Annotated in this window: 27 protein-coding genes; 11 read left to right on the top strand and 16 right to left on the bottom strand. The window is 65.0% G+C overall.

The window, feature by feature from the left end:
• Positions 1-112: 112 nt before the first annotated feature.
• The gene (locus tag ACWRN3_RS03915; protein WP_255172268.1) at positions 113-406 is read right to left on the bottom strand and encodes an HPr family phosphocarrier protein; all 294 of its coding nucleotides are present in this window, start codon (positions 404-406) and stop codon (positions 113-115) included.
• Between the two features lie 156 nt (positions 407-562).
• Between ACWRN3_RS03915 and ACWRN3_RS03910 the strand changes: the two genes are divergently transcribed.
• Positions 563-1,333: a GntR family transcriptional regulator gene (locus ACWRN3_RS03910; RefSeq protein WP_159631961.1), complete on the top strand. Its 771-nt coding sequence runs from the start codon at positions 563-565 to the stop codon at positions 1,331-1,333.
• Between the two features lie 110 nt (positions 1,334-1,443).
• Here ACWRN3_RS03910 and qcrB read toward each other — a convergent pair whose 3' ends face one another.
• From qcrB to ctaE, 4 genes are all read right to left on the bottom strand, one after another.
• Complete coding sequence (gene qcrB, locus ACWRN3_RS03905) at positions 1,444-3,114, bottom strand: cytochrome bc1 complex cytochrome b subunit (RefSeq protein ID WP_255172267.1); 1,671 nt, start codon at positions 3,112-3,114, stop codon at positions 1,444-1,446.
• Positions 3,092-4,162 (bottom strand): cytochrome bc1 complex Rieske iron-sulfur subunit, encoded by a 1,071-nt coding sequence (gene qcrA, locus ACWRN3_RS03900; protein WP_255172266.1) that lies wholly within the window; start codon positions 4,160-4,162, stop codon positions 3,092-3,094. Before qcrA ends, qcrB begins: the two co-directional genes overlap by 23 nt.
• 98 nt (positions 4,163-4,260) lie before the next feature.
• Entirely contained in the window at positions 4,261-5,049 is a 789-nt protein-coding gene (gene qcrC, locus ACWRN3_RS03895) for a cytochrome bc1 complex diheme cytochrome c subunit (protein ID WP_476739917.1), read from the bottom strand.
• A gap of 86 nt (positions 5,050-5,135) precedes the next feature.
• Positions 5,136-5,774, bottom strand: coding sequence for an aa3-type cytochrome oxidase subunit III (gene ctaE / locus ACWRN3_RS03890; RefSeq protein WP_175318541.1), 639 nt, complete (start codon positions 5,772-5,774; stop codon positions 5,136-5,138).
• Between the two features lie 148 nt (positions 5,775-5,922).
• On the opposite strand from ctaE, the gene trpD reads away from it, so the two are divergent.
• On the top strand, positions 5,923-6,978 hold the full coding sequence (gene trpD, locus ACWRN3_RS03885) for an anthranilate phosphoribosyltransferase (protein WP_476739916.1): 1,056 nt from the start codon (positions 5,923-5,925) through the stop codon (positions 6,976-6,978).
• A gap of 17 nt (positions 6,979-6,995) precedes the next feature.
• On the opposite strand, the gene ACWRN3_RS03880 is transcribed toward trpD, so the two are convergent.
• The 3 genes from ACWRN3_RS03880 to ACWRN3_RS03870 all read right to left on the bottom strand — a co-directional run bounded on the left by ACWRN3_RS03880 (position 6,996) and on the right by ACWRN3_RS03870 (position 8,111).
• The gene (locus tag ACWRN3_RS03880; RefSeq protein ID WP_141160402.1) at positions 6,996-7,277 is read right to left on the bottom strand and encodes an Lrp/AsnC family transcriptional regulator; all 282 of its coding nucleotides are present in this window, start codon (positions 7,275-7,277) and stop codon (positions 6,996-6,998) included.
• A 121-nt stretch (positions 7,278-7,398) separates the two neighbouring features.
• Entirely contained in the window at positions 7,399-7,809 is a 411-nt protein-coding gene (locus tag ACWRN3_RS03875; protein WP_324642002.1) for a DUF3054 domain-containing protein, read from the bottom strand.
• Positions 7,810-7,883: 74 nt separating this feature from the next.
• Positions 7,884-8,111, bottom strand: coding sequence for a hypothetical protein (locus ACWRN3_RS03870; protein ID WP_476739915.1), 228 nt, complete (start codon positions 8,109-8,111; stop codon positions 7,884-7,886).
• A gap of 338 nt (positions 8,112-8,449) precedes the next feature.
• Here ACWRN3_RS03870 and ACWRN3_RS03865 point away from each other — a divergent pair, with 338 nt between their 5' ends.
• The 4 genes from ACWRN3_RS03865 to ACWRN3_RS03850 all read left to right on the top strand — a co-directional run bounded on the left by ACWRN3_RS03865 (position 8,450) and on the right by ACWRN3_RS03850 (position 12,132).
• Positions 8,450-8,599, top strand: coding sequence for a hypothetical protein (locus tag ACWRN3_RS03865; RefSeq protein WP_255172261.1), 150 nt, complete (start codon positions 8,450-8,452; stop codon positions 8,597-8,599).
• 427 nt (positions 8,600-9,026) lie between these two features.
• Complete coding sequence (locus ACWRN3_RS03860) at positions 9,027-10,268, top strand: type III polyketide synthase (RefSeq protein ID WP_476739914.1); 1,242 nt, start codon at positions 9,027-9,029, stop codon at positions 10,266-10,268.
• Between the two features lie 15 nt (positions 10,269-10,283).
• Positions 10,284-10,979, top strand: coding sequence for a class I SAM-dependent methyltransferase (locus ACWRN3_RS03855; RefSeq protein ID WP_476739913.1), 696 nt, complete (start codon positions 10,284-10,286; stop codon positions 10,977-10,979).
• Position 10,980: 1 nt separating this feature from the next.
• Positions 10,981-12,132 (top strand): FAD-dependent oxidoreductase, encoded by a 1,152-nt coding sequence (locus ACWRN3_RS03850; RefSeq protein WP_476739912.1) that lies wholly within the window; start codon positions 10,981-10,983, stop codon positions 12,130-12,132.
• Positions 12,133-12,159: 27 nt separating this feature from the next.
• On the opposite strand, the gene ACWRN3_RS03845 is transcribed toward ACWRN3_RS03850, so the two are convergent.
• Positions 12,160-12,573 carry a nuclear transport factor 2 family protein gene (locus ACWRN3_RS03845; RefSeq protein ID WP_324641995.1) on the bottom strand — a complete coding sequence of 138 codons (414 nt, stop codon included), beginning with the start codon at positions 12,571-12,573 and terminating at the stop codon, positions 12,160-12,162.
• A 53-nt stretch (positions 12,574-12,626) separates the two neighbouring features.
• Here ACWRN3_RS03845 and ACWRN3_RS03840 point away from each other — a divergent pair, with 53 nt between their 5' ends.
• From ACWRN3_RS03840 to ACWRN3_RS03820, 5 genes are all read left to right on the top strand, one after another.
• Positions 12,627-13,307 carry a peptide deformylase gene (locus ACWRN3_RS03840; RefSeq protein WP_255172256.1) on the top strand — a complete coding sequence of 227 codons (681 nt, stop codon included), beginning with the start codon at positions 12,627-12,629 and terminating at the stop codon, positions 13,305-13,307.
• A gap of 69 nt (positions 13,308-13,376) precedes the next feature.
• Complete coding sequence (locus ACWRN3_RS03835; RefSeq protein ID WP_476739911.1) at positions 13,377-14,258, top strand: putative RNA methyltransferase; 882 nt, start codon at positions 13,377-13,379, stop codon at positions 14,256-14,258.
• Between the two features lie 129 nt (positions 14,259-14,387).
• The gene (locus ACWRN3_RS03830; protein ID WP_476739910.1) at positions 14,388-14,861 is read left to right on the top strand and encodes an NfeD family protein; all 474 of its coding nucleotides are present in this window, start codon (positions 14,388-14,390) and stop codon (positions 14,859-14,861) included.
• A 22-nt stretch (positions 14,862-14,883) separates the two neighbouring features.
• Positions 14,884-15,831 carry an SPFH domain-containing protein gene (locus ACWRN3_RS03825; protein ID WP_307490708.1) on the top strand — a complete coding sequence of 316 codons (948 nt, stop codon included), beginning with the start codon at positions 14,884-14,886 and terminating at the stop codon, positions 15,829-15,831.
• Between the two features lie 242 nt (positions 15,832-16,073).
• Positions 16,074-16,421 carry an RNA polymerase-binding protein RbpA gene (locus ACWRN3_RS03820; protein WP_026266052.1) on the top strand — a complete coding sequence of 116 codons (348 nt, stop codon included), beginning with the start codon at positions 16,074-16,076 and terminating at the stop codon, positions 16,419-16,421.
• Positions 16,422-16,517: 96 nt separating this feature from the next.
• Here ACWRN3_RS03820 and ACWRN3_RS03815 read toward each other — a convergent pair whose 3' ends face one another.
• The 7 genes from ACWRN3_RS03815 to ACWRN3_RS03785 all read right to left on the bottom strand — a co-directional run bounded on the left by ACWRN3_RS03815 (position 16,518) and on the right by ACWRN3_RS03785 (position 25,505).
• Positions 16,518-17,261, bottom strand: a complete 744-nt coding sequence (locus ACWRN3_RS03815) for a polyprenol monophosphomannose synthase (protein WP_159631973.1) — start codon at positions 17,259-17,261, stop codon at positions 16,518-16,520.
• A 95-nt stretch (positions 17,262-17,356) separates the two neighbouring features.
• Complete coding sequence (locus ACWRN3_RS03810) at positions 17,357-19,018, bottom strand: amidohydrolase (RefSeq protein WP_476739909.1); 1,662 nt, start codon at positions 19,016-19,018, stop codon at positions 17,357-17,359.
• 59 nt (positions 19,019-19,077) lie between these two features.
• The gene (locus ACWRN3_RS03805) at positions 19,078-21,996 is read right to left on the bottom strand and encodes a DEAD/DEAH box helicase (RefSeq protein WP_476739908.1); all 2,919 of its coding nucleotides are present in this window, start codon (positions 21,994-21,996) and stop codon (positions 19,078-19,080) included.
• A 20-nt stretch (positions 21,997-22,016) separates the two neighbouring features.
• The gene (gene tatC, locus ACWRN3_RS03800) at positions 22,017-22,811 is read right to left on the bottom strand and encodes a twin-arginine translocase subunit TatC (RefSeq protein WP_224026104.1); all 795 of its coding nucleotides are present in this window, start codon (positions 22,809-22,811) and stop codon (positions 22,017-22,019) included.
• 48 nt (positions 22,812-22,859) lie between these two features.
• A complete protein-coding gene (tatA, locus tag ACWRN3_RS03795; protein ID WP_255172249.1) occupies positions 22,860-23,132 on the bottom strand; it encodes a Sec-independent protein translocase subunit TatA in 273 nt (90 codons plus the stop codon).
• Between the two features lie 32 nt (positions 23,133-23,164).
• Positions 23,165-23,509, bottom strand: coding sequence for a hypothetical protein (locus tag ACWRN3_RS03790; RefSeq protein WP_255172248.1), 345 nt, complete (start codon positions 23,507-23,509; stop codon positions 23,165-23,167).
• A gap of 10 nt (positions 23,510-23,519) precedes the next feature.
• Positions 23,520-25,505, bottom strand: coding sequence for a helix-turn-helix transcriptional regulator (locus tag ACWRN3_RS03785; RefSeq protein WP_476739907.1), 1,986 nt, complete (start codon positions 25,503-25,505; stop codon positions 23,520-23,522).
• Positions 25,506-25,582: the final 77 nt, after the last annotated feature.

Genomic DNA, 25,582 nt, shown 5'->3' with positions numbered 1-25,582 from the left:
GGGTTGTTGTGTTTTTTCGGCCGTGACCCACAAACCCAACCACACTCAAATAACGCGGGGGGCCCCCACCTGTTGGGGGGGCCCCGACGTCGTTATTGTGTATTTACGGCCTTCAGCCAGCCCCCTGCGACTCGAGGAGTACGCGAAGGTCCCGGAGGGCCGCCTCAACCGTTTCAAGCCCCAGGACGTCCTCCAGAGCGGCTTCATTGACCGACAGCTCCACCTCACACCCCTGCGCGAAGTCGGCGGCCATCACCTGGAGCAGGGACCGGGCGTCCACCTTCGCCGCACCCGCCTTGCTGATGGTGACGGGAAGCCCCGTATCGGTGACAGCCCGGACAAATACCGCGGCGGAACGTGCATGCAGGCCTACCGGCGCTGCCACCACGGCCTTCTGTGTTGGCAAAGGGACTCCTTTTCGGAAGACGGCCCCTCCGTCTGCTGGCAAAATTTCCAGACCCAATATAGCGGTTGCCATGCCTGCCGGGCGAAAGAGCGCCGGCGTCCCGGGACTGGTCTAGACCGTCCTAAAATTGAGGGAAACCAACGGCAGGAGAAAATCATGGCAGCTGGCGCCACGGCAATCACGGGTGAAATAGACCGCACCAGCGGAACAGCCATCTACGTCCAACTTCGGGAGATCCTGCGCAGTTACATCGCACAGTCATGCCCGCCCGGGTCGGCGCTGCCATCAGAACGCGACCTTGCCGAACGGTTCGGACTGGCAAGGATGACGGTCCGGCAGGCCATCGACGCCTTGGTGGGGGAGGAGGTCATCGAGCGCGTAGTGGGCCTGGGAACCTTTGTCCGGCGCCCGAAACTCGACCTTCAGGTGAAGCTCACGTCCTACAGTGAAGAGATGCAAAGGCGCGGCATGGTGCCTGCTGCCAAGGTGCTGAGCTTTGAGCAAATCGGCGCCAGCGCCTTCCTGGCCCGCGAACTCCAGCTGGACGAGGGCACACCCCTGGTCCGGTTCCGCAGGCTCCTGCTGGCTGACGGGGAACCGATGAGCGTGGACGAGAACTTCATCCCGGCCCACCGCGTCCCGGGCCTGCTCGACGGCGAGCCGCCCACGTCGCTCTATAACGTCCTGAGCGAACAGTTTGGCCTGGTGATGGAGTGGGGCGAGGACATGATCGAGGCGACCGCCGCCTCCCCGTCAACGGCACGCCTGCTCAACGTGGAGGTGGGTGCGCCCTTGCTGAAGATCCAGCGGCACGCGTTTGTGGCAAGGGCGATGGTTGACTATTCCGTGTCCTACTACAGGGCCGACCGGTACAAGCTGTGGGTACCACTGCAGCGACCGGGAGCCCGGCGCGCCCGCAACCACTGACAGCACCCCGGCCGTCACAGCTGTGGGTTGTCGGCGGCGCAGGCAGGAGAACTCTTGAGACAGGAAAGGCCCGATCCTATGGATCGGGCCTTTCCTTTATCAACCGTTGCTTAGTGCGTCAGGCTCTTGGAACCCTCTGCTGCTTCAACTGCCTCGTGGCCGTGGCCATGGGCTGCTTCAAGCTCTGCAGGCGTAGCAGGAGCGACGCGGTCCTCGAAGAACCAGCGGGAGAGGAACGCGCGGCGCTTCTCCTTGCGGGTCACCACACCGTGCTCGTTGGGCAGGGCCGGGATGACCTCGGGTGATTCGAAGCCAACAAGCTTGTACCGCTTGTACTCATCCAGCGGGGCGTGCACCTCGATGAATTCGCCGTGCGGGAGCCTGACGATACGGCCGGTCTCGCGGCCGTGAAGGGCGATTTCCCGGTCCTTGCGCTGCAGTGCAAGGGCAACACGCTTGGCAACGATGAAGCCGATGATCGGTCCGACGAAGAACAGGGCACGGAGCCAGTACGTAACGTCGTTCAGGGACACGTGGAAGTGCGTGGCAATGAGGTCGGAACCTGCAGCTGCCCACATCACGCAGTACCAGATGAATCCGGCAACACCGATGCCCGTACGGGTCGGGGCGTTGCGCGGGCGGTCCAGGACGTGGTGCTCGCGGTCATCCTTGGTGATCCAGCGTTCGATCCACGGGTAGGTGAACATCACGGTGAACAGGATGCCGGCGGGGACCAGGGCGGGGAGGAGGACGTTGAACGTGAATACGTGACCGAAGAAGACCTGTTCCACGTGCCAGTTGCCGAGCGTTCCGGGCATGAGTCGCAGGGCGCCGTCGACGAAACCGATGTACCAGTCGGGCTGGGTACCGGCCGACACAGGGGAGGGGTCATACGGACCGTAGTTCCAGATCGGGTTGATGGTGAAGAATGCCGCCATCAGGGCGATCACGCCGAAGACGATGAAGAAGAATCCACCGGCCTTCGCTGCGTAAACGGGACCCAGGGGGTAACCGACAACATTGTTGTCGTTGCGGCCGGGACCGGGGTACTGCGTGTGCTTGTGCACCACGACCATGAACAGGTGGAGGACGATCATCAGCAGGATCAACGCCGGCACCAGCAGGATGTGCAGCATGTAGAGGCGGCTGATGATGGCCGTGCCGGGGAATTCCCCGCCGAACAGGAAGAACGAGATGTACGTTCCGATGACCGGGATGGACTTGATGACGCCGTCGATGATGCGCAGGCCGTTGCCGGACAGGAGGTCATCGGGCAGCGAGTACCCGGTGAAGCCTGCGGCCATGGCCAGGATCAGCAGGACGCTGCCCACCACCCAGTTCATTTCACGCGGGCGGCGGAATGCGCCGGTGAAGAAGACCCTCAGCATGTGGACTGCGATCGATGCCACGAACAGCAGGGCTGCCCAGTGGTGCACCTGGCGCATGAACAGTCCGCCGCGGATGTCGAAGGAGATGTTCAGCGAGGAGCTGTACGCCACCGACATTTCCACTCCCTTGAGGGGAATGTAGCCGCCGTCGTAGTGAGTCTCCGCCATGGACGGATCAAAGAAGAACGTCAGGAACGTTCCGGACAGCAGCAGTATGACGAACGAGTAGAGCGCAACTTCGCCGAACATGAATGACCAGTGGTCGGGGAAGACTTTGCGGCCGAACTCGCGGAGGATCCCGGAGCCGCCAACACGTGAATCGACGAAGTCGGTGATCCGGCCTGTCTTGGTTTTGGCGACGAAAGCCGGCTCAGCTGTTGATGTTGCGCTCATGCTCAGCACGCTCCCAGTAGCTAGGTCCAACGGGTTCATGGAAGTCGCTTGTAGCGACGAGGTAGCCCTCGTCATCAACTGCGATGGGCAGCTGGGGGAGAGGACGGCTGGCGGGGCCGAAGATCACCTTGCACTCTTGCGTGAGGTCGAAGGTGGACTGGTGGCACGGGCACAGCAGGTGGTGCGTCTGCTGCTCGTACAGAGCAACGGGGCAGCCAACGTGGGTGCAGATCTTCGAGTAGGCAACGATTCCGTTGTAACCCCACTCTTCGCGGCCCTTGGAGGGGTTCAGCGATGCGGGATCGAGGCGCATGAGGAGCACAACGGACTTTGCTTTTTCGTTGAGCTTGCCCTCCTGCAGTTCGTTCAGGCCCTCAGGAATCACATGGAAGGCAGAACCGATGGTGACGTCCGAGGCCTTGATGGGGGTTCCATCGGGGTCGCGGGTAAGGCGTTTGCGCTTTCCGTCCTGGGGAGCCCACATGGTGTGTGCGAGCTTGTCGTCAGGGCGGGGTCCGAGGTCACCGAAGATGGCGACGGCGGGAAGCGGGGCAAGTGCGACCGCACCCAGGAGGGTGTTGCGGATCAGCGGGCGGCGCTTGATGCCGGTCTCTTCCACGATATCGTCAACGATGCGCACCGCAGCCTGGCGGTCCTCTTCGTAACGGATGGCGTGGCGTTCCTCGGAGACTTCGTGGTCAGGCATCAGGGCCTTGGCCCAGTGCACGATACCGGTACCGATACCCAGCATTGCGAAGGCAGTGCCAACGCCGAGCAGGGCGTTCTGGAGCCGGATGGTGGCGATGCTGGAGTCATCACCCAGATCAATGGCGAAGTACGCCACCAGGAAGATCAGGGTTCCAACAACAGAAATGCCAAATAGTAAGGCGACCTGCCGTTCTGCCCGCTTTGCGGCCTTCGGGTCCGTGTCAGCCAGGCGCAAACGATGCGGGGGAATTCCAGGATCCTGGAACTTCTCCACCTCATTCTGACCAGCCGTAGCTACGGTGCCCGAGTGGTTCGGACTGCCGTCACTATGGTTGCCCATAATTCGCCTCATCCTTCTCTCGTCCCGGCAGTTGCCGGGTTAGTTTCTAATTTCAAGCTGCTGACTGGGCAGCAGAAGTTGTGTGTTCCTGCGGAACGTCAGGACGTCCTGGAGGTGAGCCAGATGGTGAAGGCGATGATGACGCCAAGACCGGCAACCCAAACGAACAGGCCTTCAGCAACCGGACCCAGCGAGCCAAGGTCGGCACCGCCCGGTGAACCGGTGGTCTCGATCTGCTTCAGGAAGGTGATGATGTCCTTCTTGCCTTCAGGAGTGATGTTGGCGTCGTTGAAGACCGGCATGTTCTGCGGACCCGTGGCCATGGCCTCGTAGATGTGCTTGCCGGATACATCGGCAAGCGCGGGCGCGAACTTGCCGCGGGTCAGCGCGCCACCGGCAGCGGCGGCGTTGTGGCACATAGCGCAGTTGGTCCGGAAGAGCTCACCGCCTGCGGCTGCATCGCCGCCGCCGTTTGTCAGGTCTTCCGCAGGAACTGCCGGGCCGGCTCCCAGGGAGGCGACGTAGGCTGCAAGCTGGTGGGTCTGCTCGTCGTTGAACTGGACGGGCTTCTTCATGGCCTGGGGGCCGTTCATCTGCATCGGCATGCGGCCGGTGCCCACCTGGAAATCAACAGCGGCTGCACCGACACCCACCAGCGAGGGTCCGTCCTTGGAACCACTGGCACCCATGCCGTGGCAGGTGGCGCAGTTGGCGGCGAAGAGCTTGCCGCCCTCCTCTGTGTCGCTTGCGCTGAACGTGGTGGTCGAAGCCTTGGCCTGGTTGACGGTGGTTGCCACGGCGTACAGCCCACCCGTGATGAGGAGCCCCATCAGGAGCAGCGCTATTGCTGCAAGTGGGTGACGCCGCTTTTGTGAGAGTGCCTTCACGTGGTGGTTCCTTTATTCGATCCTGCGCCGGCTCCGGGAGCCGCTACCTGAAATTCTGCCTCTTGTAGAAAAAGAATCAAAGCTGGCTACTTGAGTACGTAGATGACCAGGAAGAGGCCGATCCACACGACGTCAACGAAGTGCCAGTAGTAAGAGGTGACGATCGCGGACGTTGCTTCGAAGTGCCCGAACTTCTTCGCGGCGAAGGACCGGCCCATGATGAGCAGGAAGGCAATCAGGCCGCCGATGACGTGGAGGCCGTGGAAGCCGGTGGTCATGTAGAAAGCCGAGCCATAAGCGTTGGAGGAGAGCGAGACGTGCTCGGAAACCAGCATTGCGTACTCGGTGGTCTGGCCGGCAACGAAGAACGCGCCCATGAGGAACGTCAGGGTGAACCATTCGTTCATTCCCCAGCGGGCGAACTGCAGTGCACCTCCGGTGCGCCGCGGCTGCAGCCGCTCTGCGGCGAAGACGCCCATCTGGCAAGTGAAGGAACTGGCCACGAGGACGATCGTGTTTACGAGCGCAAAGGGGAAGTTGAGCTTGGCTGTCTCTTCCGCCCACATCTGCCCACTGGTGGAGCGCAGAGTGAAGTACATGGCGAAGAGACCGGCGAAGAACATCAACTCGCTGGACAGCCACACAACGGTTCCGACAGAAACCATATTGGGGCGGTTCAGCGTGGGGTGCGCCGGGGTACTGGGGGCATGGGTCGCAGATGTCACATAGACATTATGTCTGTAAAAGTCCGTGCTGCCCAACGCAAACCGCCTTTTCGGAGGACTTTTTCTACAAAGACGCGAAATCGCCCTGAAAAGTTCCTGCAACCGTTCACATTGGTCAGTGGCCGCCGTCGGTCGATAGCATCAGCACGTGACTTCTCAGGCAACTACAGCGTCCGGCAACACCTGGCCCCGGTTGATCTCGGCCCTGATCAAGGGCAATGACCTCACTGCGGAGAACACCTCCTGGGCCATGGACACCATCATGTCCGGTGAAGCCACGCCAGCGCAGATTGCCGGATTCCTTGTGGCCCTCAGCGCCAAAGGCGAGACGGTGGACGAGCTTTCCGGCCTGGTTGAGGCGATGCTCGCCCACGCCAACCCCGTGACAATCACCGGGGAAAAACTGGACATCGTCGGCACCGGTGGTGACCAACTTAACACCGTCAACATCTCCACGATGGCCGCCCTGGTCGCTGCCGGGGCCGGCGCGAAGGTGGTCAAGCACGGGAACCGGGCGTCGTCGTCGTCGTCCGGGTCTGCCGACGTTCTTGAAGCGCTAGGTGTCCGGCTTGACCTGCCTATCGCGCGGGTGGCCAGGAACGCTGAGGAGGCGGGAATCACGTTCTGCTTCGCGCAGGTGTTCCACCCGTCATTCCGCCACACCGCCGTGCCCCGGCGGGAACTGGCAGTGCCGACCGCGTTCAATTTCCTGGGCCCCCTGACCAACCCCGCCAATGTCCAGGCTTCGGCGGTGGGCGTTGCGAACGCGCGGATGGCGCCGCTGGTGGCCGGCGTGCTGGCCCGCCGGGGGAGCAGGGGCCTGGTCTTCCGTGGCAACGACGGCCTGGACGAGCTGACCACCACTGGCCCGTCAACCGTGTGGGAAATCCGGCACGGATCCGTCAATGAACTGCATTTCTCGCCGCAGGACCTTGGCATCAGCCTGGCCACTGTTGAACAGCTTCGCGGCGGCAATGCGGCGGCCAACGCTGGAGTTGTCCGCGACGTCCTTGCCGGCAGCAAAGGTCCGGCCCGGGATGCAGTCCTGGTGAACGCCGCGGCCGGCCTTGTTGCGTTCGACCTTGAAGCAGAGGGCCCGTTCCTGACACGGATGCAGGAAGCCTTCGCCCGTGCTGCGGATTCGATCGACTCCGGTGCTGCCGCTGCCGTCCTGGACCGTTGGGTGTCCCTCTCCCGCGCCTAACGGCCGGGTTGGGGGTTTTACTGTTCGAAACCCAGCGAAAAGGCAGCGTCGAGGTCGTGCTGTGAGTACGCCCGGAATGCGATGTGGGTCGTGGTGTGGACCACGGCGGGAACTTTCGAGAGCCTGTCCGCGATGACGTCCGCGAGGTCTTCATGCCTGCGGACCCTGGCTACCGCAATGAGGTCCCATTCGCCGGTGACGGAATACACTTCGCTGATGCCTTCGATGGCCGAAATTTCTTCCGCCGTCTCCGGAATGCGGGCGGCGTCGGTCTTGATCAGAACAAATGCGGTAACCACGTTTGAACCCCTTCAATCGGTGCCGCCGCACTGGGGCACGGCAGGCATTTCTCTCCAGCCAGCCTATTACACGGGTGCCGTTTCCTTCGCCGCCACCCGTTCGCCCAACTTCTGCTGCCCGCTATCTGCCCGGCCGGCGGCGGAGGCGTGCGGCGCCTGCCAGCAGGAGGCGGTAGCCCACAAGGAACACGGCCAGGGCCAGCGTTGCAACGATGATGAAGGGGAGGACAACTGTCTGCCCGGTCAGCGCCCGCAGGAGCATGCCGCCCACCAGGCTTCCGAGCCAGACTGGAACGCCTGCCCGGGTGATGGAGAAGGGGCTGCGCCATACGCGGGCGATCATCCATCCGGCGGCCGCGCCCGCGAGGAACGGCCAGGCAGTCAACAGCACACCAAGGATAGGCTCCTCACGGTGGTGTGCATCGCGGCCAATCGCGGCGAAAACGAGGATCAGCACCATATCCACCGCTGCCGCCACCACTGCTGCCCGTGCCGGTGATGTCTGTGCAGGCTTGGTTTTCAACGAACTCATGGCTTCGAGCTTAGCCGCCGACGGGGGGCGGGCGTGTGCGGATGTCCGGTTGCCCGCGGCGGGGGAGCGGGCGGTCAGACTGCTTCCTGGAGGTGGCTGTCGTCGGGTGCCGCCTGCACCCGGTGGACAAGCCAACTTGCCTCCCACCGCAGGTGGTAATCCGATTCCGCGTCCCACTCAATGAGGACATCGGTCACGGTATAGGCCAAAGCGTTTGCCGGCATGGAACGCACCGTGACGGGTGCGGGGCGCAGCAGAATAATGGGTCTGCCGGGAGCCTGCCGCAGGGCTTCGTCGCGCATTTCGGAACGGCAAGCCGGGCAGGTGACCGTGGAATGCGGGCAGGTGTGGGGGCGGGGGAGTTCGCGCATGGGGCGTCCTGGGAAGTAAAAGGAGTACCGGGCGCCGCCGCCGTCTGCATGACCAAAGGAGGATCCAGGGACCGCCCCATCGCGCGCCCGCGGCGGACCGGGTGGGCCTGCCGCCATGTCCAAAAGGTTAAGACGCGCAAGGCCGTTGGCGCATGGGTGGGAGCTACCCAACTTCGATGTGGATCTCCCCGTTTTTGGTCACGTGCCGGATAGGGATGAAGTAAGGTCGCTGCAGTAGTTGAGCCCACCCCGGCCATAACGGAGAGATCGTGAACAAAGCCTTATGGATTTGCAGCCTGGTGGGCGCCGCCTTGGGAATCAGCCTCGGGCTGGCGATTTTCCACACACCGTTCTGGGGCTTTGCGCTGGGGCTCGGAGTCGGAGCTGTGGTCGGCGCGTCGATGCAAAGGCGTCATTGACCACCATGAGGTCTCCTGCCAAGGCATGGCGGCCTCCTTTCCAGCAGCAATGACTGCGCTGCCGTCAGGAATCAAGGCCAGGAACAGGAGCGTTTGGTTCGGGGCCATTGCTGCAGGCATCGTATCCGGCGGTCGGGGGATCGGTCCTTAATGGCTCCTTCCAGGGTCTCCGGAACACTACTTGACATAATGTAGATTATCGGCGCAATGGGAAGAGTTCCCGAGCGGGGCAGGACGTGAGGCACCCGTGCCCTGCAATTCCGACAGTTACGCCTTCATCCCATGACAATTACGTGGCGAAACCGCTGTTCAAACCACGGGGCCCATTGTCTTTACCGCTGTTCAAACCACGGGGCCCATTGTCTTTACCGCTGTTCAAACCACGGGGCCCATTGTCTTTATCAAAGCGCACGTCAAGAATGACGTGATGACGGTCTACGTGCGTTCACTTGAAACTGCAGTTCCGACGACAAAACTGATCCAGGCCGAAGCCCGTGATGTATTCGCCGCGCAGCCGGGTCTTTCCCGGCTCGGTTCGCGCCTGGTCACCACCTGCTTTGACGGCGCAGCCATTGAGACCAGATTCACGGCAGTCAGTGAACTGACCAACACGTCACGCTCGGAAAGCCCGCAGTTCTACGACCCGGACACCGGACTCCTGCTGAATCCCAGCACCAAGGTCCGTAACGACATCTTTGCCCGGGAAGCCACCAAGCTGTTCGTGGAGGCTGCCCGCGCTGCCCTGAAGGCGGCGCCCGAACTGGATTTACTTGACATAACTCACGTCGTGACGGTGTCGTGCACGGGCTTTTTCAATCCGGGCCCGGACTACAAGGTGGTCCGCGAGCTCGGGCTTAGTCCTTCCGTCCAGCGGTATCACCTGGGCTTCATGGGCTGCTACGCGGCGTTTCCGGCGCTCCGCGCAGCGAAGTTGTTCTGTGAATCCGACCCGCACGCGGTGGTCCTGGTGGTCTGCGCCGAACTCTGCTCCCTGCACGTACGCACGTCCAATGATCCGGACACCATCATGGGTTCGGCCCTTTTCGCCGATGGCGCCGCTGCCGCCGTCGTGACCGCACGGCCCGGCGCGGAAGAAGCCGCGCTGCTGAAGCTGGACCACTTCGAAACAGTCCTGACCCCGGTCGGTGAGGACTCCATGGCATGGAACATCGGCGATCACGGGTTCGAGATGGTCCTGGGCAACTATGTACCCCACATCATCGACGACCACATCGTGGGTGCCCTGCAGCCCCTGCTGGCAAAAGACCCGGAATTAGCGGCACTCCCCTACACCGCGATCCCCCACTGGGCCATCCATCCCGGTGGCCGCAGCATCCTGGACAAGGTCCAGTCCCGGCTTGGCCTCAGCGACGCGCAACTGGTTCCGGCCCGGGACATCCTCCGGAACTACGGCAACATGAGCAGTGCCACGGTGCTCTTCGTCCTCAAGTACATCCTGGAACAGCCGCTGCTGCCCGGGGACTCCAATGGTGGCGGGCGTATTTGTTCCATGGCTTTCGGCCCGGGACTGACCGTGGAAACGGGGCTGTTCACCAAGCTCCGGCAGTCCATCACCGCAACCCAGGACCCCGCGCGGCAGGACAACGCTGCCGGATTCGGCCCGGAGGCCCGCCAGGACCGGACGCCCGCAGAAGCACCTGTGGCCTGACTGGAACGCCAGGGCATGGGGATTCTGCTGCGAACGCGAGCCGCCGGGGACATCGAGCAGATGGACCGCGCGGACTGCGATGAAAAGCTCCTGGACAATACCTACCGGCAGTTTTGGGTCATCAACCGGGTACTGTCCGGCTGGCGGGGCCTGTATAACAGGGAGCTTCGCGCCATCGTCAAGCCGGACCACAGACCCGTGACCGTGCTGGACATCGGGTCCGGCGGTGGTGACCTCGCCATAATGCTGGCCCGCTGGGCACACCGGGACGGCACGTCCATGCACGTGACCGGCATCGATCCGGATCCCCGCGCTGCCGCCTTCGCCAGCCGGCGCTCCCCCATGCCCGGCGTAGAATTCCGCCAGGCGCACAGTGGTGACCTGGTCCGCGAAGGTGCCCGGTTCGACGTCGTGATCTCCAACCACGTGCTGCACCATCTCCAGTCCGGGGAGCTCAAGCAACTGCTGGCAGACTCGGAAATCCTCGCCGGCCAGAAGGCGCTGCACAACGATCTCATCCGCAGCACCATCGCATTCTCCCTCTTCGGTGTGGCCGCGCTGCCATTCCGGAGGTCCTTCATCCGGGAAGACGGGCTTACGTCCATCCGCCGCAGCTACACCCGTGCCGAGCTTGCCGCAGCCGCTCCACCGGGCTGGTCCGTGGAGCACTCGTCGGTCTTCCACCAGGTCCTGGCCTACCGGAAGGGCTGAGATGGATGCCGATGTCCTGATCGCCGGCGGTGGTCCCGTTGGCCTGTACCTGGCGGCCGCCCTGCTGCAGGAAGGCGTTTCGGTAAGAGTCTTTGAGCAACGGCAGTCGCGGAACCGGCATACCCGGGCCATCGGCATCCACCCGCCGGCCCTGGAGGCACTGGCCGCGGTGCACGTGGCCTCTGCCATGGTGGAGGAGGGTGTCCGCATCCGGTCCGGCCTGGCGGTCAGCCGCGGGAAGACGGTGGGCACCATGGCGTTCGACGACGTCTCCAGGGACTTTCCGTTCGTGCTGGCACTCCCGCAGTTCAGGACGGAGCAGCTCCTGGAAGAGCGCGTCCTCGCTCTGGACCCCGGGGCAATTGTCAGGGGTGCGAAAGTCACCGGCGTCAGGGACGACAGCGGCAAGGTCACCGTCGCGGTGGATGCCGGCGCGGGTGCCACGCGTCCCGGCCGCAGCGTGACGGGGGCTTTGCTGGTCCTGGCCGACGGTGCCCGGTCACGGCTGCGGGATGCGCTCGGGGTCCCGGTGGTCCGGAAAACGTACCCCGACCACTACCTCATGGGGGATTTCGACGACGGCACGGACTTCGGGGACAAAGCCGTCCTGTTCCTTGAGCCGGACGGAATCGTTGAGTCCTTCCCGCTGCCCGGTGGCGTCCGGCGCTGGGTGGTGCGCCTGGGCGCGCCGGCCGGACCGGAGGCAGGGTCCGGCCACCTTGCGGAGCTGGTGCACCAAAGGACCGGGATTCGCCCGGATCCGGCCACGAACTCCATGCTCAGCGCCTTCAATGTGCAGTCCGGGATCGCCCAAAGGACGGTCGACGGACGGACGGTGCTGCTCGGTGATGCCGCCCACGAGATCAGCCCCATTGGTGGCCAGGGCATGAACCTCGGTTGGCTGGGCGCCCGGGACCTGGTGCCGGTGGCGTGCGCGGCACTGGCTGGGGAACCCACGGGCGCTCAACTCAGGCAATTCGATCAGAGCCGGCGGCAGGCTGCCGTCCTGGCCCGCCGGCAGGCCGAATTCAACATGATGCTGGGCAGGCCGCTGCCGGGCCCGCTCCTGCGGATCCGTACCGCCGGCGTTGCCGCGGCTGCCGCTATTCCGGCGGTGAACCAGTGGGCCGCCAGGCGTTTCACCATGAACTAGCCGCCGCACCACAGACCGGTTGCCGCGTTACCGGAAGTAGCAGTCGTAGCTGTCCTGGCTTACGATCACGCCGTTGCTGACCTCAAAGACGGACGAGGTCCTGGCCCGGATTGTTTCGCCGCGGTCCCAATACCGCAGATCCATCAGCACCGTGGCAGACCAATCCGCCTCCACCGCCACCCTGCCGCCTTCACAAGTGGTCCGCCGGACAGTGAACTGCTGGTCCTTCACGACGTCGCGGCTCTGGTCAGCGCCGGCAAGCACCGCCGCCAGCGTCCGCGTGGAGCCTTCCGGGGCCAACAGGTGCGGTGCCTCCGTCAGCACGAACTGTTCAGAGAGGAACGGCCGTATGTCCGCCGCCCCGCCGCCCGCTTCAAGGACCCGGATGAATTCAAGGACGTGTTCCAGCGGCGACGCTGCAGGGAGGGGATCTTCAGCCATGCAGTAGACCCTACCCAACGTCCCCGCACGCCGTCCGCCAGTAGGCTGTCCCCATGACCCAGACTGTTCCCCCGACCACCGCCGGCGCCGGCCAGATCCGTGAGCTTGTTGAGCGGATCCTGTCCGCCGGATCGCTCCCGCCCATCGTCCAGGCCGGACACCCGGCGCTCCGCCAGCGCGCCGCGGACTTCGACGGTCAGCTGTCAGAGGACCAGCTGGGCCGCCTGATCGGGATCATGCGCCAGGTCATGCACGAAGCCCCCGGCGTGGGTCTCGCCGCGCCGCAGCTGGGCATCCCCCTGCGGCTCGCTGTCCTGGAGGACCAGTTCGACATCGATCCCGCTGCCGCTGCCCTGCGCAACCGGAGCCCGCTGGATTTCCTGGCCATCCTCAACCCCCGCTACACGCCGCTTGGGCAGGAACACGCGTCGTTCTACGAGGGCTGTCTTTCCCTCAACGGGCTGCAGGCGGTGGTGGCGCGTCCCGAGGCCGTGCTGCTGGAGTACGTAACACCCGACGGCGCGGCGGAGCGGCGTGAGTTCTCCGGCTGGCAGGCGCGTATCGTGCAGCATGAGACGGACCACCTCGACGGCATCCTGTACATAGACCGTGCCCAGCTTCGGTCTTTGAGCAGCAACGCCGAATACGCAGCGCACTGGGCAGAGGCGGGCATTGACAAGGCACGGGAAGGGCTGGGTTTCGACGACGGGCCTGCGGGGATCTCCCTCGGCTGACGGCCACCGCTTCCCTCCGCATGCAGGGCCGGCGGGGCTGAATGCCCAGCCCGCCCTAAACTGGTTCCCATGCCTTCCGCGGACCTTCCCCTCCTGTGCCCCGTCTGCTCACATCCGCTGGAGTACCTGGAAGCGGAGGCAACGCGCCAGCCGCGCCTGGTGTGCCCGTCCGGGCACAGCTTCGACGCCGCCCGCCAGGGCTACTTCAACCTGCTGGTAGGCAAAGGCACACCCTTTGAACCGGACAGCGCCGCGATGGTGGCGTCACGGTACGCCTTCCTGGGGAACGGGCACTACGGGCCGCTGCAGCAGGCCCTGGCCTCCGCCGTCGTACCCGTCCTGCGGCCGGAAGGCGCGGTGGTGCTGGACTCGGGAACGGGGACCGGACACTATCTGCGGGCGATCCTCGATGCTGCAGCTGCCGGGGGGCGGCAGGCGTCCGCCATTGGCCTGGACATCTCGAAATTCGCGCTCCGGCGGGCGGCCCGCCTCAACCCGGAAGCCGTGAACCTGGTCTGGGACATCTGGCGGCCGCTGCCGGTGGCGGACAACTCGGTGGACGCGGTCACCGTGGTCTTCGCACCGCGGAACCCCGCCGAGTTCGCCCGGGTCCTGTGCCCGGAGGGCGTGCTGGCAGTGGTGACGCCGCGGCCCGGACACCTGGCGGGCATCGCGGCCGTGACCGGAATGCTTGGCATTGAAGAGGGCAAGGATGAGCGGCTGGCGGAGGCGATGGCCGGGCACTTCGAGCCCGAAAAGACCCTTGACGTGGACATACCGCTCAAGCTGGGCCGCGCGGCCGCCGCGGACCTGGCGTTCATGGGACCGGCGGGCCACCACCTGGACCGGGACCAGATCGCCGCCCGCCTCGAAGACTCCCCGGAACCGGTGGAAGCCGACGCAAAATTCAGGCTTTCCGTGTTTCGGCCTGCTGCCCACGGTGCCCCGTAACGACTTGGCCACTATCCCCCGGCACCCGCTGTGAACCGGCCCACAGGCCAGGTCCGCGGACTAGGATGAAAAGACAGTTGCTGGCGGGTCCGCGGACGCGGCTCCCCCGTGACGAAGGGGGAAGCAGGAATGTTCGAATGGCTTGGGGAAAACTGGTGGGCGTTGTGGCTCACGGCTTTCCTGGCGTTTGCAGTGATCGAGATGATCACCCTTGACCTGTTTTTCATCATGCTTGGCGGCGGATCGCTCGCCGCACTGGTAGCCGATTTCGCCGGCGCCGAGCCCTGGCTCCAGGTAGTCATCTTCTGCATCGTGTCGCTGCTCATGGTGGCCTTTGTCCGGCCCGTGGCACTGTCCCACCTGAAGAAGAGCCCCTCGGAGCAGCGGACCAACGTGGACCGGCTGATCGGTGAGCCGGCCGTGGTGATGGAGGCCGTGACGTCCGACGGCGGCCTGGTGAAAATCGGCGGCGATATATGGAGTGCGAGATCCGCTGCGGGAGTGCTTCCCGCAGGCCAGACGGTGGTCGTAGCGGCCATTGACGGCGCCACAGCAGTGGTTTCGGTACCGCCCACGGCGGCCACCGGGCCTGATACAGCCTGACAATTGGGGAACAAGGAGTTGTATGGAAAACGCAGGCGGAACCGCACTGGCCATTGTGCTGGTGGTTCTGATCGTCTTTGTCATCATAGTTTTGGTCCGGTCCGTCCGGATCATTCCGCAGGCCCGCGCCGGCGTTGTTGAACGGCTCGGCAAGTACCAGCGGACGCTCAATCCGGGCCTGACAATCCTGATTCCTTTTGTGGACCGGCTCCTGCCGCTGCTGGACCTGCGTGAACAAGTGGTGTCCTTTCCGCCGCAGCCTGTTATCACCGAGGACAACCTGGTGGTGTCCATCGATACAGTGGTCTACTTCCAGGTGACGGACCCGCGGGCTGCCACGTATGAAATCGCCAACTACATCCAGGCCGTGGAACAGCTCACCACCACCACCCTGCGCAACGTGGTGGGTGGCCTCAACCTGGAGGAAGCCCTCACGTCGCGGGACCAGATCAATGGACAGCTGCGCGGCGTCCTGGATGAGGCCACAGGCCGTTGGGGCATCCGCGTTTCACGGGTGGAACTGAAGGCCATCGATCCGCCCCACTCCATCCAGGATTCCATGGAGAAGCAGATGCGTGCCGAACGCGACCGGCGCGCAGCAATCCTCACGGCCGAAGGCACCAAGCAGTCGGCCATCCTCACCGCCGAGGGCCAGCGCCAGGCGTCCATCCTGGCCGCAGAGGGCGAAGCCAAGGCTGCCATCCTTCGCGCGGACGGCGAGTCGCAGGCCATCCAGAAGGTGTTCGACGCCATCCACAAGGGAAACCCGGACCAGAAACTGCTGGCCTACCAGTACCTGCAGACGCTGCCCAAGCTCGCCGAAGGCTCCGCCAACAAGCTGTGGATCATCCCGAGCGAAGTCGGCGAAGCCCTGAAGGGCATTGGCAACGCCCTCGGAGGTACCAACGCTGAGGGCACAGCCGGCGGGCCGCTCTTCCAGGACGCACCCACCGAACGCGCCCAGCCATAAGCTGAACGGGAGAACGGGGAGGGCCTGGTGGTTGACGCCAAACCCTCCCCGTTTTGTTCCAACAGTGATAACCAACGTATAATTGGGTATTTGTCCGGCAGGAGACTACCAGCTGGAACAACCAAGCTTCGCAATGCGTTGAATCCTATGATGCAGCACAGTGCACAAAGTAGTCCGGCGGTGCCAAGGCGCCACCGGCTAGCGCGGAGATTTCATCCGCGAACCGACCAGAGGGAGAAAACATGAGCGATCGCAGCCTGCGGGGCATGCGCCTTGGTGCGCAGAGCATGGAGACCGAGTCCGGAGTTGAGCCGGCTCCGCGCCAGCGGGTCGAATACCGTTGCGCGGATGGCGAGCAGGTCTTCGTCACGTTCTCCTCCGAGGCGGAAATTCCTCCGGTGTGGGTCTCCAAGACCGGTAAGGAAGCGCTCCTGGTTGACGGCGAAAAGCCGGACACCAGCAACGACAAGGCAGTCCGCACCCACTGGGACATGCTGCTGGAACGTCGCTCCCTGCCTGAACTCGAACAGATCCTCGAGGACCGCCTGACTATCCTGCGCGAACGCCGCGGAGAGCGCCGCTCGGCATAAGGCCAGCCGCAAAAAATGGGGGCGGCCCCGCACCTTGGTGCGGGGCCCCCCATTTTTTGGTACCGCCCGGACATCGTCAGCGGCAGTACCCGCAGGCTATGCCTGCTTGTTCTTCAGCTTTCCGGCCAGCGTGTTCCAGCGCGCGGCCAGGCCCCATTTGGTGACGTTGATCATGGCTTCGACCACGATGTTGCCGCTCATCTTGGATGCGCCGAGTTCCCGTTCGACGAAAGTTATGGGGCGTTCCTCGATGCGCAGGCCCAGTTTGGCGACACGCCAGGCGAGGTCCACCTGGAAGCCGTAGCCAACAGAATCCACCTGGTCCAGATTGAGCTTTTCCAGCGTGGTCCTGCGGAACGCGCGGTATCCGCCGGTCACGTCCCGGATCGGCAGGCCCAGCATCAACCGGGCGTAGGTGCTGCCCACCCGGGAGATCGCCTGGCGGTACAGCGGCCAGTTGACCACGCTGCCGCCGGGGACCCAGCGCGAGCCCATGGCCAGGTCTGCGCCCTGTTCCACGGCTTCAAGCAGTTGGGGAAGCTGTTCCGGCTGGTGGGAACCGTCCGCATCCATTTCCACCAGGACGTCGTAGCCGGCATCCAGGCCCCACTTGAAACCGGCGATGTAGGCAGCGCCCAGGCCTTCCTTGCCCTTGCGGTGCAGGACGTGGACCTGGGAGTCCTCGGCAGCGAAGCCGTCGGCAAGTTGGCCGGTGCCGTCAGGGCTGTTGTCATCGACCACCAGCACGTCCGACGCCGGAACGGCCTTCCGCAGGCGCTGGAGCGTCTTGGGCAGCGATTCCAGTTCGTTGTAGGTGGGAATGATCGTAAGGACGCGCACAGAGGGCCTTTCCTGGTGGAAGTGGTCGGTGCACCTGGTGCCGGGCATGCCGGCCGCAGGCGCAACTCCCCATTATAGGGCGGAGGATTCCCGGCTCAGGAACGCAGGGCCGGGCTGGCGAACAGTTCGGCACCGTCTTTTACGGTTTGCAGGCATACCGGGTCTGAGCCTGTGTCCAGTGCCGGCAGCAAGGGGGTCCTGGCGCGCGGATCGGTGCTCCAGGACTGAACCCGCCCGTCAGCCACCTGGACCATCAGCTCCTCCACCTCCCACACGGCAAAACTCGCGGGAGCCCCGGGCACCAGTTGCCCGGCCATGGGGTTTGGGTGCCGCGCGGCCCGCCAGCCGGCCCGGGTGTGGCCCAGGAAGGCTGCCCGCGCAGAAATACGCTGGTCGGGGTTGTGGTGTTCCACGCAGGCGCGCACGCTCGACCAGGGACGCAGGGGCGTGACGGGGCTGTCGCTGCCGAAGCAGACGGGAACTCCGGCCGAGTAGAACGCGGCGAACGGATTCATCGACCGGCTTCGGCTCCCCAGCCGCTGCTCGTAGAGGCCACCGGGGCCGCCCCAGGCAGCGTCGAAGGAGGGCTGGGCGCTGACGGTCACGGAGTAGTTCGCCAACCTGGCCACGGCTTCGGCATCGGCCATCTCCACATGCTCAAACCGGTGGCCTGCGGCCCGCACCCGCTGCTCCCCCACTTCCCTGGCGGCAAGGTCCAGCGCTTCCAGCGCAGCATCCAGTCCGGCGTCACCAATCACGTGGAACCCACCCTGGATCCCGGCAAGGGAGCAGGCGGCAAGGTGGGCTGCTGCCTGGTCCGCGCTCAAGTACAAGGTGCCGCGCTCCTGGCCGGCATCGCTGTAACCGGCGCGCAGGGCGGCGGTGCGCGAGCCCAGGGAACCGTCGATGTTCAGGTCTCCTGCAAGGCCGCGGACTCCCGCCCCCAGCTCTGCCACCAGCGCGCGGGCCTGCTCCTCGGACGACACCAGCCCGCCCCAGTACGGCATGACTTCGGGAAAACGGGGCTCCCCGGTTCCGGAGGCGTTCCATGCTGCCGCGAGCCGCAGGTCATCGGCGCCGCCGATATGCGGTGCGCCCATTTCGGCCAGGGCGACGTAGCCGTTGGCGGCCGCTTCCGCCAGGGCCCGGGCCTGGAGCCGCTTCAGCTCATCCTGCGGCAACTGCCGGGTCGCCAGCCGTGCTGCCTCGTGGGCGGCCCGCGTCACCCTGGCGCCGCCGTCGTACCCGTCCCGGTTCTGAAGGTCCGCGGACTGTGCCAGGGACGTTGACACCAGCGCCGAGTGCATGTCCACCCGGGAGAGATAGACCGGCCTGCCTCCAGCGGCCCGGTCGAGTTCTTCTGCACTGGGCAGGGCGGGGTCCGCCCACGTGGCCTCGTCCCAGCCGTGGCCGAGCACCGGTCCGTTCCCGGCGGCCCCGGCGACTGCGTCCAGCACTTCCCGGGCCGACTTGAGCGTCCCAAGCTGGAGCGAGTCCAGGGCGATCCCGGTTTCGGTCAGGTGCACGTGCGAGTCAACGAAGCCCGGCGCAACCAGGGCGCCGCGGAGGTCGATGACTTCCATGGAGCTGTCGGCAATTGACGAGGCCGCCTGCTCCGATCCAACCCATGCAACAGTGTCCCCATCCACAAGCATTGCCGTGGCGAACGGGTCCGCCGCGGTGTAGACGGATCCATTGCGGTACAGCACCGGGACGGGACGGTCGGCGTTGCGGGGTGCGGCATCAGGGCGGGGCATAAAGGCAGGACTCCTGGGATAGGGCACGCCGGTTGCAGCCGGCAAGGGTTGAGGTGGGACTAGAGCACGGAAGAATAGGCCACGACGCCGCGGCGGATCAGGTTGATCGCTTCGGCACAGAGCCGTGCCAGGCGCGGATCAAGGCCAGGGATCTTGGCAAGCTGGTCAAGCAGGTCCACCACCTGCTTGACCCAGCGGACAAAGTCACCGGCGGCAAGGTCGGTGCCGCTCAGGACGTCCTGGAGGTGGCGTCCGCGGGCCCACTTGTACAGCGGCCAGACAAGTCCCAGTTCAGGTTCGCCGGTCAGCGGAAGCTTGTTCTCCTCCTCCACGTCCTCAAGGACGGACCATTCCTTGACCACGATGTCCACGGAAGTCTCCAGGGAGACGCTGGGCATGCGCGGCCGCAGACCCCGGTCTTCGCGTTTGGCCTGGTAGACCAGCACACTGGCCAGGGCAGCAACTTCGGCGGCGTCCAGGTCATCGAACGCGCCCAGCCGCAGGGACTGCGAGATCAGCAAGTCCTTCTCGCCGTAGATCCGGCGCAGCCGCTGGCCGTCCGGGCTGATGTTCAGGCGGCCGTCACCGGTGTCCTCCAGGTATCCGTAGGCGGACAGGACGTCGCACACCCGGTCGAAGGTTTTGGCGATCGTGTTGGTGCGGCCCTGGATCTGGCGGACCAGGCCATCCGTTTCACGCCGCAGCTTCCACCACCGCTCCGACCACCGGGCATGGTCTTCGCGTTCGCTGCACCCGTGGCAGGGGTGTGCCTTGAGGGCCCGGCGCAGTTCGGCGATGCGCCGCTCCTGGTTGGGAAAGGCAGCTCCGCGGCCGAAATCGTGGTTGCGGTTCTGCCCGGGAGCAGGCGGCCGGTTCTCGCGCAGGGCGTTCCGTGCGCTGGAGGCAAGGTCCCGCCGGGACTTGGGCACCTTGGCGTTGAAGGATTTGGGAATGCGGATGCGGGTAACCGGAGCGATGGGTCCTTCCAGGTCGTCGGTTCCTATCCGGCGCAGCTGGTTGTCCAGGGTCAGCACGGCAGGCCGGGGTTCGCGGCTGCTGTGGTCAGAGCTGAGGACGACGGCGGGCCCCGGGGCACGCCCGCCGGGAACGTTGACGACGTCCCCGGGCAGGAGGCGGGCCAGGGAGTCGTCACTGAGTGACTTCTGAACCCGCGACTTGGTCCGGGAGGTGGCACTCTCGGCATCGGAAAGCTCCCTGCGCAGCCGGGCATACTCCGTGAAGTCGCCAAGGTGGCAGGTCATGGACATGGCGTAACCCGCAAGGGACTCCTCACGGCTCCGCACCTGCCTGGCCAGGCCAACCACCGAGCGGTCGGCCTGGAACTGGGCAAAGGACGATTCCAGGATTTCCCGGGCCCTGGCACGCCCAAACTGTGCCAGGAGGTTGATGCTCATGTTGTAGGTGGGCCGGAAACTGGAGTTCAGCGGATAGGTCCGCCGCGACGCCAGGCCCGCCACCGCCGTCGGGTCCGTCCCCGGCTGCCACAGCACCACGGCGTGGCCCTCGACGTCGATGCCGCGCCGCCCGGCCCGGCCGGTGAGCTGGGTGTATTCGCCTGCGGTGATGTCCACGTGGGCTTCGCCGTTGAACTTGTCCAGCTTTTCCAGGACCACCGAGCGGGCGGGCATGTTGACACCCAGGGCGAGGGTCTCAGTGGCGAAAACCGCCTTGACCAGGCCGTCGGCGAAAAGCTTTTCCACCACTTCCTTGAAGGTGGGCAGCATGCCGGCATGGTGGGCTGCGAAACCCCGAAGCAGGCCGTCCCGCCACGTCCAAAAGCCCAGGACGTCGAGGTCGTCCGGCGGGATGTCCTGCCCGGCCTCGTCCACCCGCTGGGCGATGATCCGCTGCTCCTTCTCCGTGGTGAGCCACAGGCCCGAACCAACGCACTGCGCCACGGCCGCTTCACAGCCGGCACGGGAGAAGATGAAGGTGATGGCAGGCAACAGGTCCATCCGGTCCAGGCTGGCGATCACCTGCGGACGGCTGGCGGGGCGGACCCCCGTTTCTTCGCTCCTGCCCGGGCGGTCATAACCGTTGCGGCCACGCTGGCCGCGGCGTCCGGCGCCGGGGCGGCTGCGGAAGCTCTGCTGGCTTTCGCTGCGGGCAACAGTGAGGAGGTCCGGGTTGACGTCGAAGCCGCGGCCCTTGGCGGTGTCAACGGATTTGCCGGTCGCGGCAGGCTGCCGGCCCTCTTCCTCGACGGGCGGGGCGATCTCGTCGAAGGTGGTCTCTCCGGCGAACAGGTCCATGATCTGCCGGCCCACCATGACGTGCTGCCACAGCGGCACCGGCCGGTGCTCGGAGACGATGATGTCCGTGTCCCCGCGGACGGTGTCCAGCCAGGCGCCGAACTCCTCGGCGTTGGAGACGGTTGCACTGAGCGAGGCGACCTGGACCTCGCTGGGCAGGTGGATGATGACTTCCTCCCACACTGCCCCGCGGAACCGGTCGGCGAGGTAGTGGACCTCGTCCATGACCACGTAGCCGAGGTCCTCCAACGTGGCAGAATCCGCGTACAGCATGTTCCGGAGGACTTCGGTGGTCATCACCACCACCTGCGCGTCGCCGTTGATGCTGGTGTCGCCGGTCAGGAGGCCCACATTCTCTGCACCGTACTTTTCGCTGAGTTCAGTGAATTTCTGGTTGCTGAGGGCTTTGATGGGGGTGGTGTAAAAGGCCTTCAGGCCCCGCTGCAGGGCGAGGTAGATGGCGAACTCCCCCACGATGGTCTTCCCGGCTCCGGTCGGGGCCGCCACCAGTACTCCCCTGCCTTCCTGAAGCGAACGGCACGCCTGCCGTTGAAAATCGTCAAGTTCGAACTCGAGGGTCCGGATAAAGGACCCAAGGTACGTGGCCGCCTCTGCCCGGCGCTCGGCGCTGGCACGGTATCTCTCGGCTGGAGAAACTTCAGGATCGACGGGGCCGGTGGAGAAGGGTCCGGTGGTGGAGGACATACCCCAAGCCTAGCGGCACGCTACAGCTTCTTGAGTTCACTGCCGGGGGTGGCGATATCGGCTGTGGCCTCGGTCTCTTCGACCTGCCGGGCCTGCCGGCGTTCGCGGCGTTTGTCGTTCATGATGCAAATGCCAATCGCTGCAAAGAAGAGCGCCAACAGTGGTCCGGCCAGCATGAACATCGAAATGGCATCAGCACCCGGCGCTGCGATTGCTGCCAGGACAAACACCAGGAAGACGGTGATGCGCCAGGCCTTCAGGATGGTGCGGCCCGAAACGATGCCCGCCATGTTGATGCCGACCAGTACCACGGGGACCAGGAAGGCCAGGCCCAGCATCAGCACCATGCGGGTGACGAATTCAATGTAGGTCCGGGCGTCGATGACGCTGGAGGACCCCTCCGGAGTGAACTGGGTCAAGGCGTGGACCACCTGGGGCACCACCAGCCACCCCACCCAGATTCCGGCAAGGAACAGGGGGATGGCAGCGGCCATGTAGCCCAGGGTGTAGCGGCGTTCCTTGGACGTCAGCCCGGGCGTGATGAACGCCCAGAGCTGGTAGATCCAGATGGGGCTGGAGATGACCGCCCCGATGAGGAGCGACATCTGCAGCTTGAAGTCAAAAGGCGACGCGATGGTTCCGAAGTTGATGGCCGCAAGGCCTCCGGTCTCACTCGAAATCCGGTTTACCGGTTCAGCCAGTGCCTTCAACAGCGGATCGTAAAGTATCCAGCCCCCAATACCGCCGATGACGACGCCGATGGCCGACTTGATCAGCCGGTTCTTCAGCTCCTTGAGGTGCTCCCAAAGGGACATCCGCCCCTCGGGATTGGCTTTACGGGCCCGCGACAGTGCCACGGGAGGTCAGGCGCGGGTCGACGGCGGAACGTCAGTGCCGTCTGTCGGCTCACCGGGCTTCGCCTTGGGGTGGTTCACGATGGTGCCTTCCACCGGGCCGGTGGCTTCGGTGGACTCGGCTTTGCCGTCGTTCTTCATTTCCTTGACCTCGGACTTGATGATCCGCATTGACTGTCCCAGGCTGCGGGCCATGGCCGGAAGCTTGGGGGCCGCGAAGAGAAGCAAAGCAACGACGATAATGATTACGATCGGCCAGGGGCCATCAAAGAGTCTTCCCACGGGAAATCCTTTCCTCTAAATACATCCTACTTCTATGTGAAGTCGAGATCTCCGAGCGCCTGCGGCTGGCCCCGGTCCTTTTTGCGCTGCACTCGCCGGCGGCGGCGGTCTTCGCGCCGGGCCGATTTGGATGCCTCGTAATCATGTCGCATCACGGCGGGTGAGGCAAAAACGGCGGAACCCGGAAGCGGCCGTTCCTGGTCCGCGGATTCCTGCGCTTCGACGGGATTCAAGTGCCCCAGCTTTTCACCGGCAGCACTGAGATCCTTGACGGTCGCCATGAACTGGCGGAAGAGACGGATGCCCAGCAGGACATAGAACAGCAGGGACACTGCAACGAGCGCCACCCATATGAGAATCCAGGACCACCAAGGCATGCTGAGAAGTCTATCCGGCGTACCTGTCCAGCGATGCCGCAAGCCAGTCCCGCGCGGCGTCAGCGAGCCCGGCAGGAGCCAGGATCCGGGCCGAACCGCCGTGCTGGGCCACGAACATCGGCAGCCACGCGGTGTTGCCGAACCTGAGCTGGGCCACCAGCCCGCCGTCGGGCAACTCTGCGGTGCGCTCCGCGTAATAGTCATCCGCCAGCCCCCTCCCCTGCCGGGTGAGCTGGACAGTGACTGTTGTGTCGTCGTCGTTCGCAGTGAAAAGTTTGGCGGGAACCCCGCCTTCGGGCGGCCCGTGCACCGTGGCGGCCCGGCCGTTGGGCCGCACGTCCTGGACCCGGTCCAGCCGGAAATTCCGGAGCCCGTCCACCAGATGGCACCAGGCTTCGAAGTACCAGGTGTTGTCCAGGGAGTACAGCCGGAGCGGGTCTACGTCGCGCTCGGTGACCGCGTCACGCTGGGGTGAGAGGTAGGTCAGGCGGAGTTGCGCGCCGGTCCCGATGGCCTGGCGGACCGTGGCGTGGGTCGCGGCGTCCGCGGGAGCCACCTGCGGCCCGGCGATGGAGGCAGCACGGAGTCCTTCCTCCCCCGCCGCGGCCAGCAGCTTCAACGTGACCGATTCCAGGGCGCCGCCGCCCGGCAGGTCCGGCAGCCCATTGAGCGTCTCAAGTCCGGTCAGCAGGGCACAAGCCTCCGCCACCGTAAACCGGACCGGCTTCTTCAGGTCAAGGTCCTGGGTGATGAAGACGTGGTCATCCTCCCACTGGATATCGAGCAGGTCATCCGGATACCCCTCGGGCAATCCGGAGCAAATGAGGATCCGGAGGTCTGCCTCCAGCTCGTCCCGGGTGACGCCAAAGTGCTTTGCGACGTCCTGGATGTGCAGGCCCTGGTTATGGACCAGGAACGGGACCAACTGCAGCATGCGCTTGAGCTGGTCCTCCGAGGTTCCCTTCCGGGCCGTCCGCGCCCGGGCATCAGGGAACGAGTAGACGGGGACGGGCGAAGCGCTGAAGCGGGCAGCGGCCTGCAGCCGGCGCCGCACTGCTCCCACCAGCTCCGCGGGCTCCACTGCCAGGGCATCGGGTCCATAGCTGGCCAACTCTTCGGCGAGGACCTCCGGATCACGGTATTCCACGACCACTCGGTCGTCGCCGTCGGCAGGCCGGCCGGGCGCCTGGTGGTGCGCGCCTTCAACGGCCCGGCTGCGCAGCGCCAGCAGGCGCCCCTGCCTGACGTCCACGACGGCGGTGCGCAGCGGCAGTTCAGGCAACCGGTCCAGTTCAGCGCGGATGCTGAAGTTGGCGGGCGGGACGTACTGCTCCCTGCTGAGGGTTGTCACGGCGCTCGTGAAGCGCGACAGGCGGAAGTGCCTGGCTGCGTTTCGGCCCCGGTCGTAGCCCATGAGGTACCACTGGCCGAACCGGCTGCCCAACCCCCAAGGCTCTACAGACCGTTCCTCCTCCTTGCCGGTGCTTCCGGCCAGGTATGTGAAAGTCACGGGATGGCGGGCATGCATGGCTGCAACGATGTCGTCGAAGGCCTGGCCGGCCGGTTTGATCCGTGGCTGGACGCCTGCCGGGAGTTCCACCTCGGCCAGCCTTCCCGATGCCTGGAGTTTGCGGAGTGCGCTTTGGGCAGCTGTCCCCAATGCGGCGCGCTCCCAAAGTTGGGAAGCAAGCAGGAGGACCGTCCACTCTTCCGGCCCCAGCTGGACGTCCGGGAGGCGGCTGGACTCCTTGCCGATGCGGTACCTGGTGGTGGCGGGGTCATCCTCGCTCCAGCCCAGGTCCGTCAGGGTTTCCACCTCGAACCCCATGGCCCTCAGGTCGTTCTTGTCCCGCTCGAACATCCGCCCGAAGGCGACGTCATTGCCGGAGGTGTCGTGGTAGACCTTCTCGCGCAGCTCGCTGCGGCGCAACCCGTAGCGGGTGTTCAGCAAGGCAATGAGCAGGTTGAGGAGTCGTTCAGTGCGGGATACGGACACCTTGGTTACGTTACTAAACTCCCCGGGTGAAAGCAGAAAGCGCGGCAGCACGGGAGAAGGATCCTCCGTGCTGCCGC

This window comes from Pseudarthrobacter sp. rb, from assembly GCF_056389225.1.
This window is presented reverse-complemented; position numbering and strand designations above follow the sequence as displayed.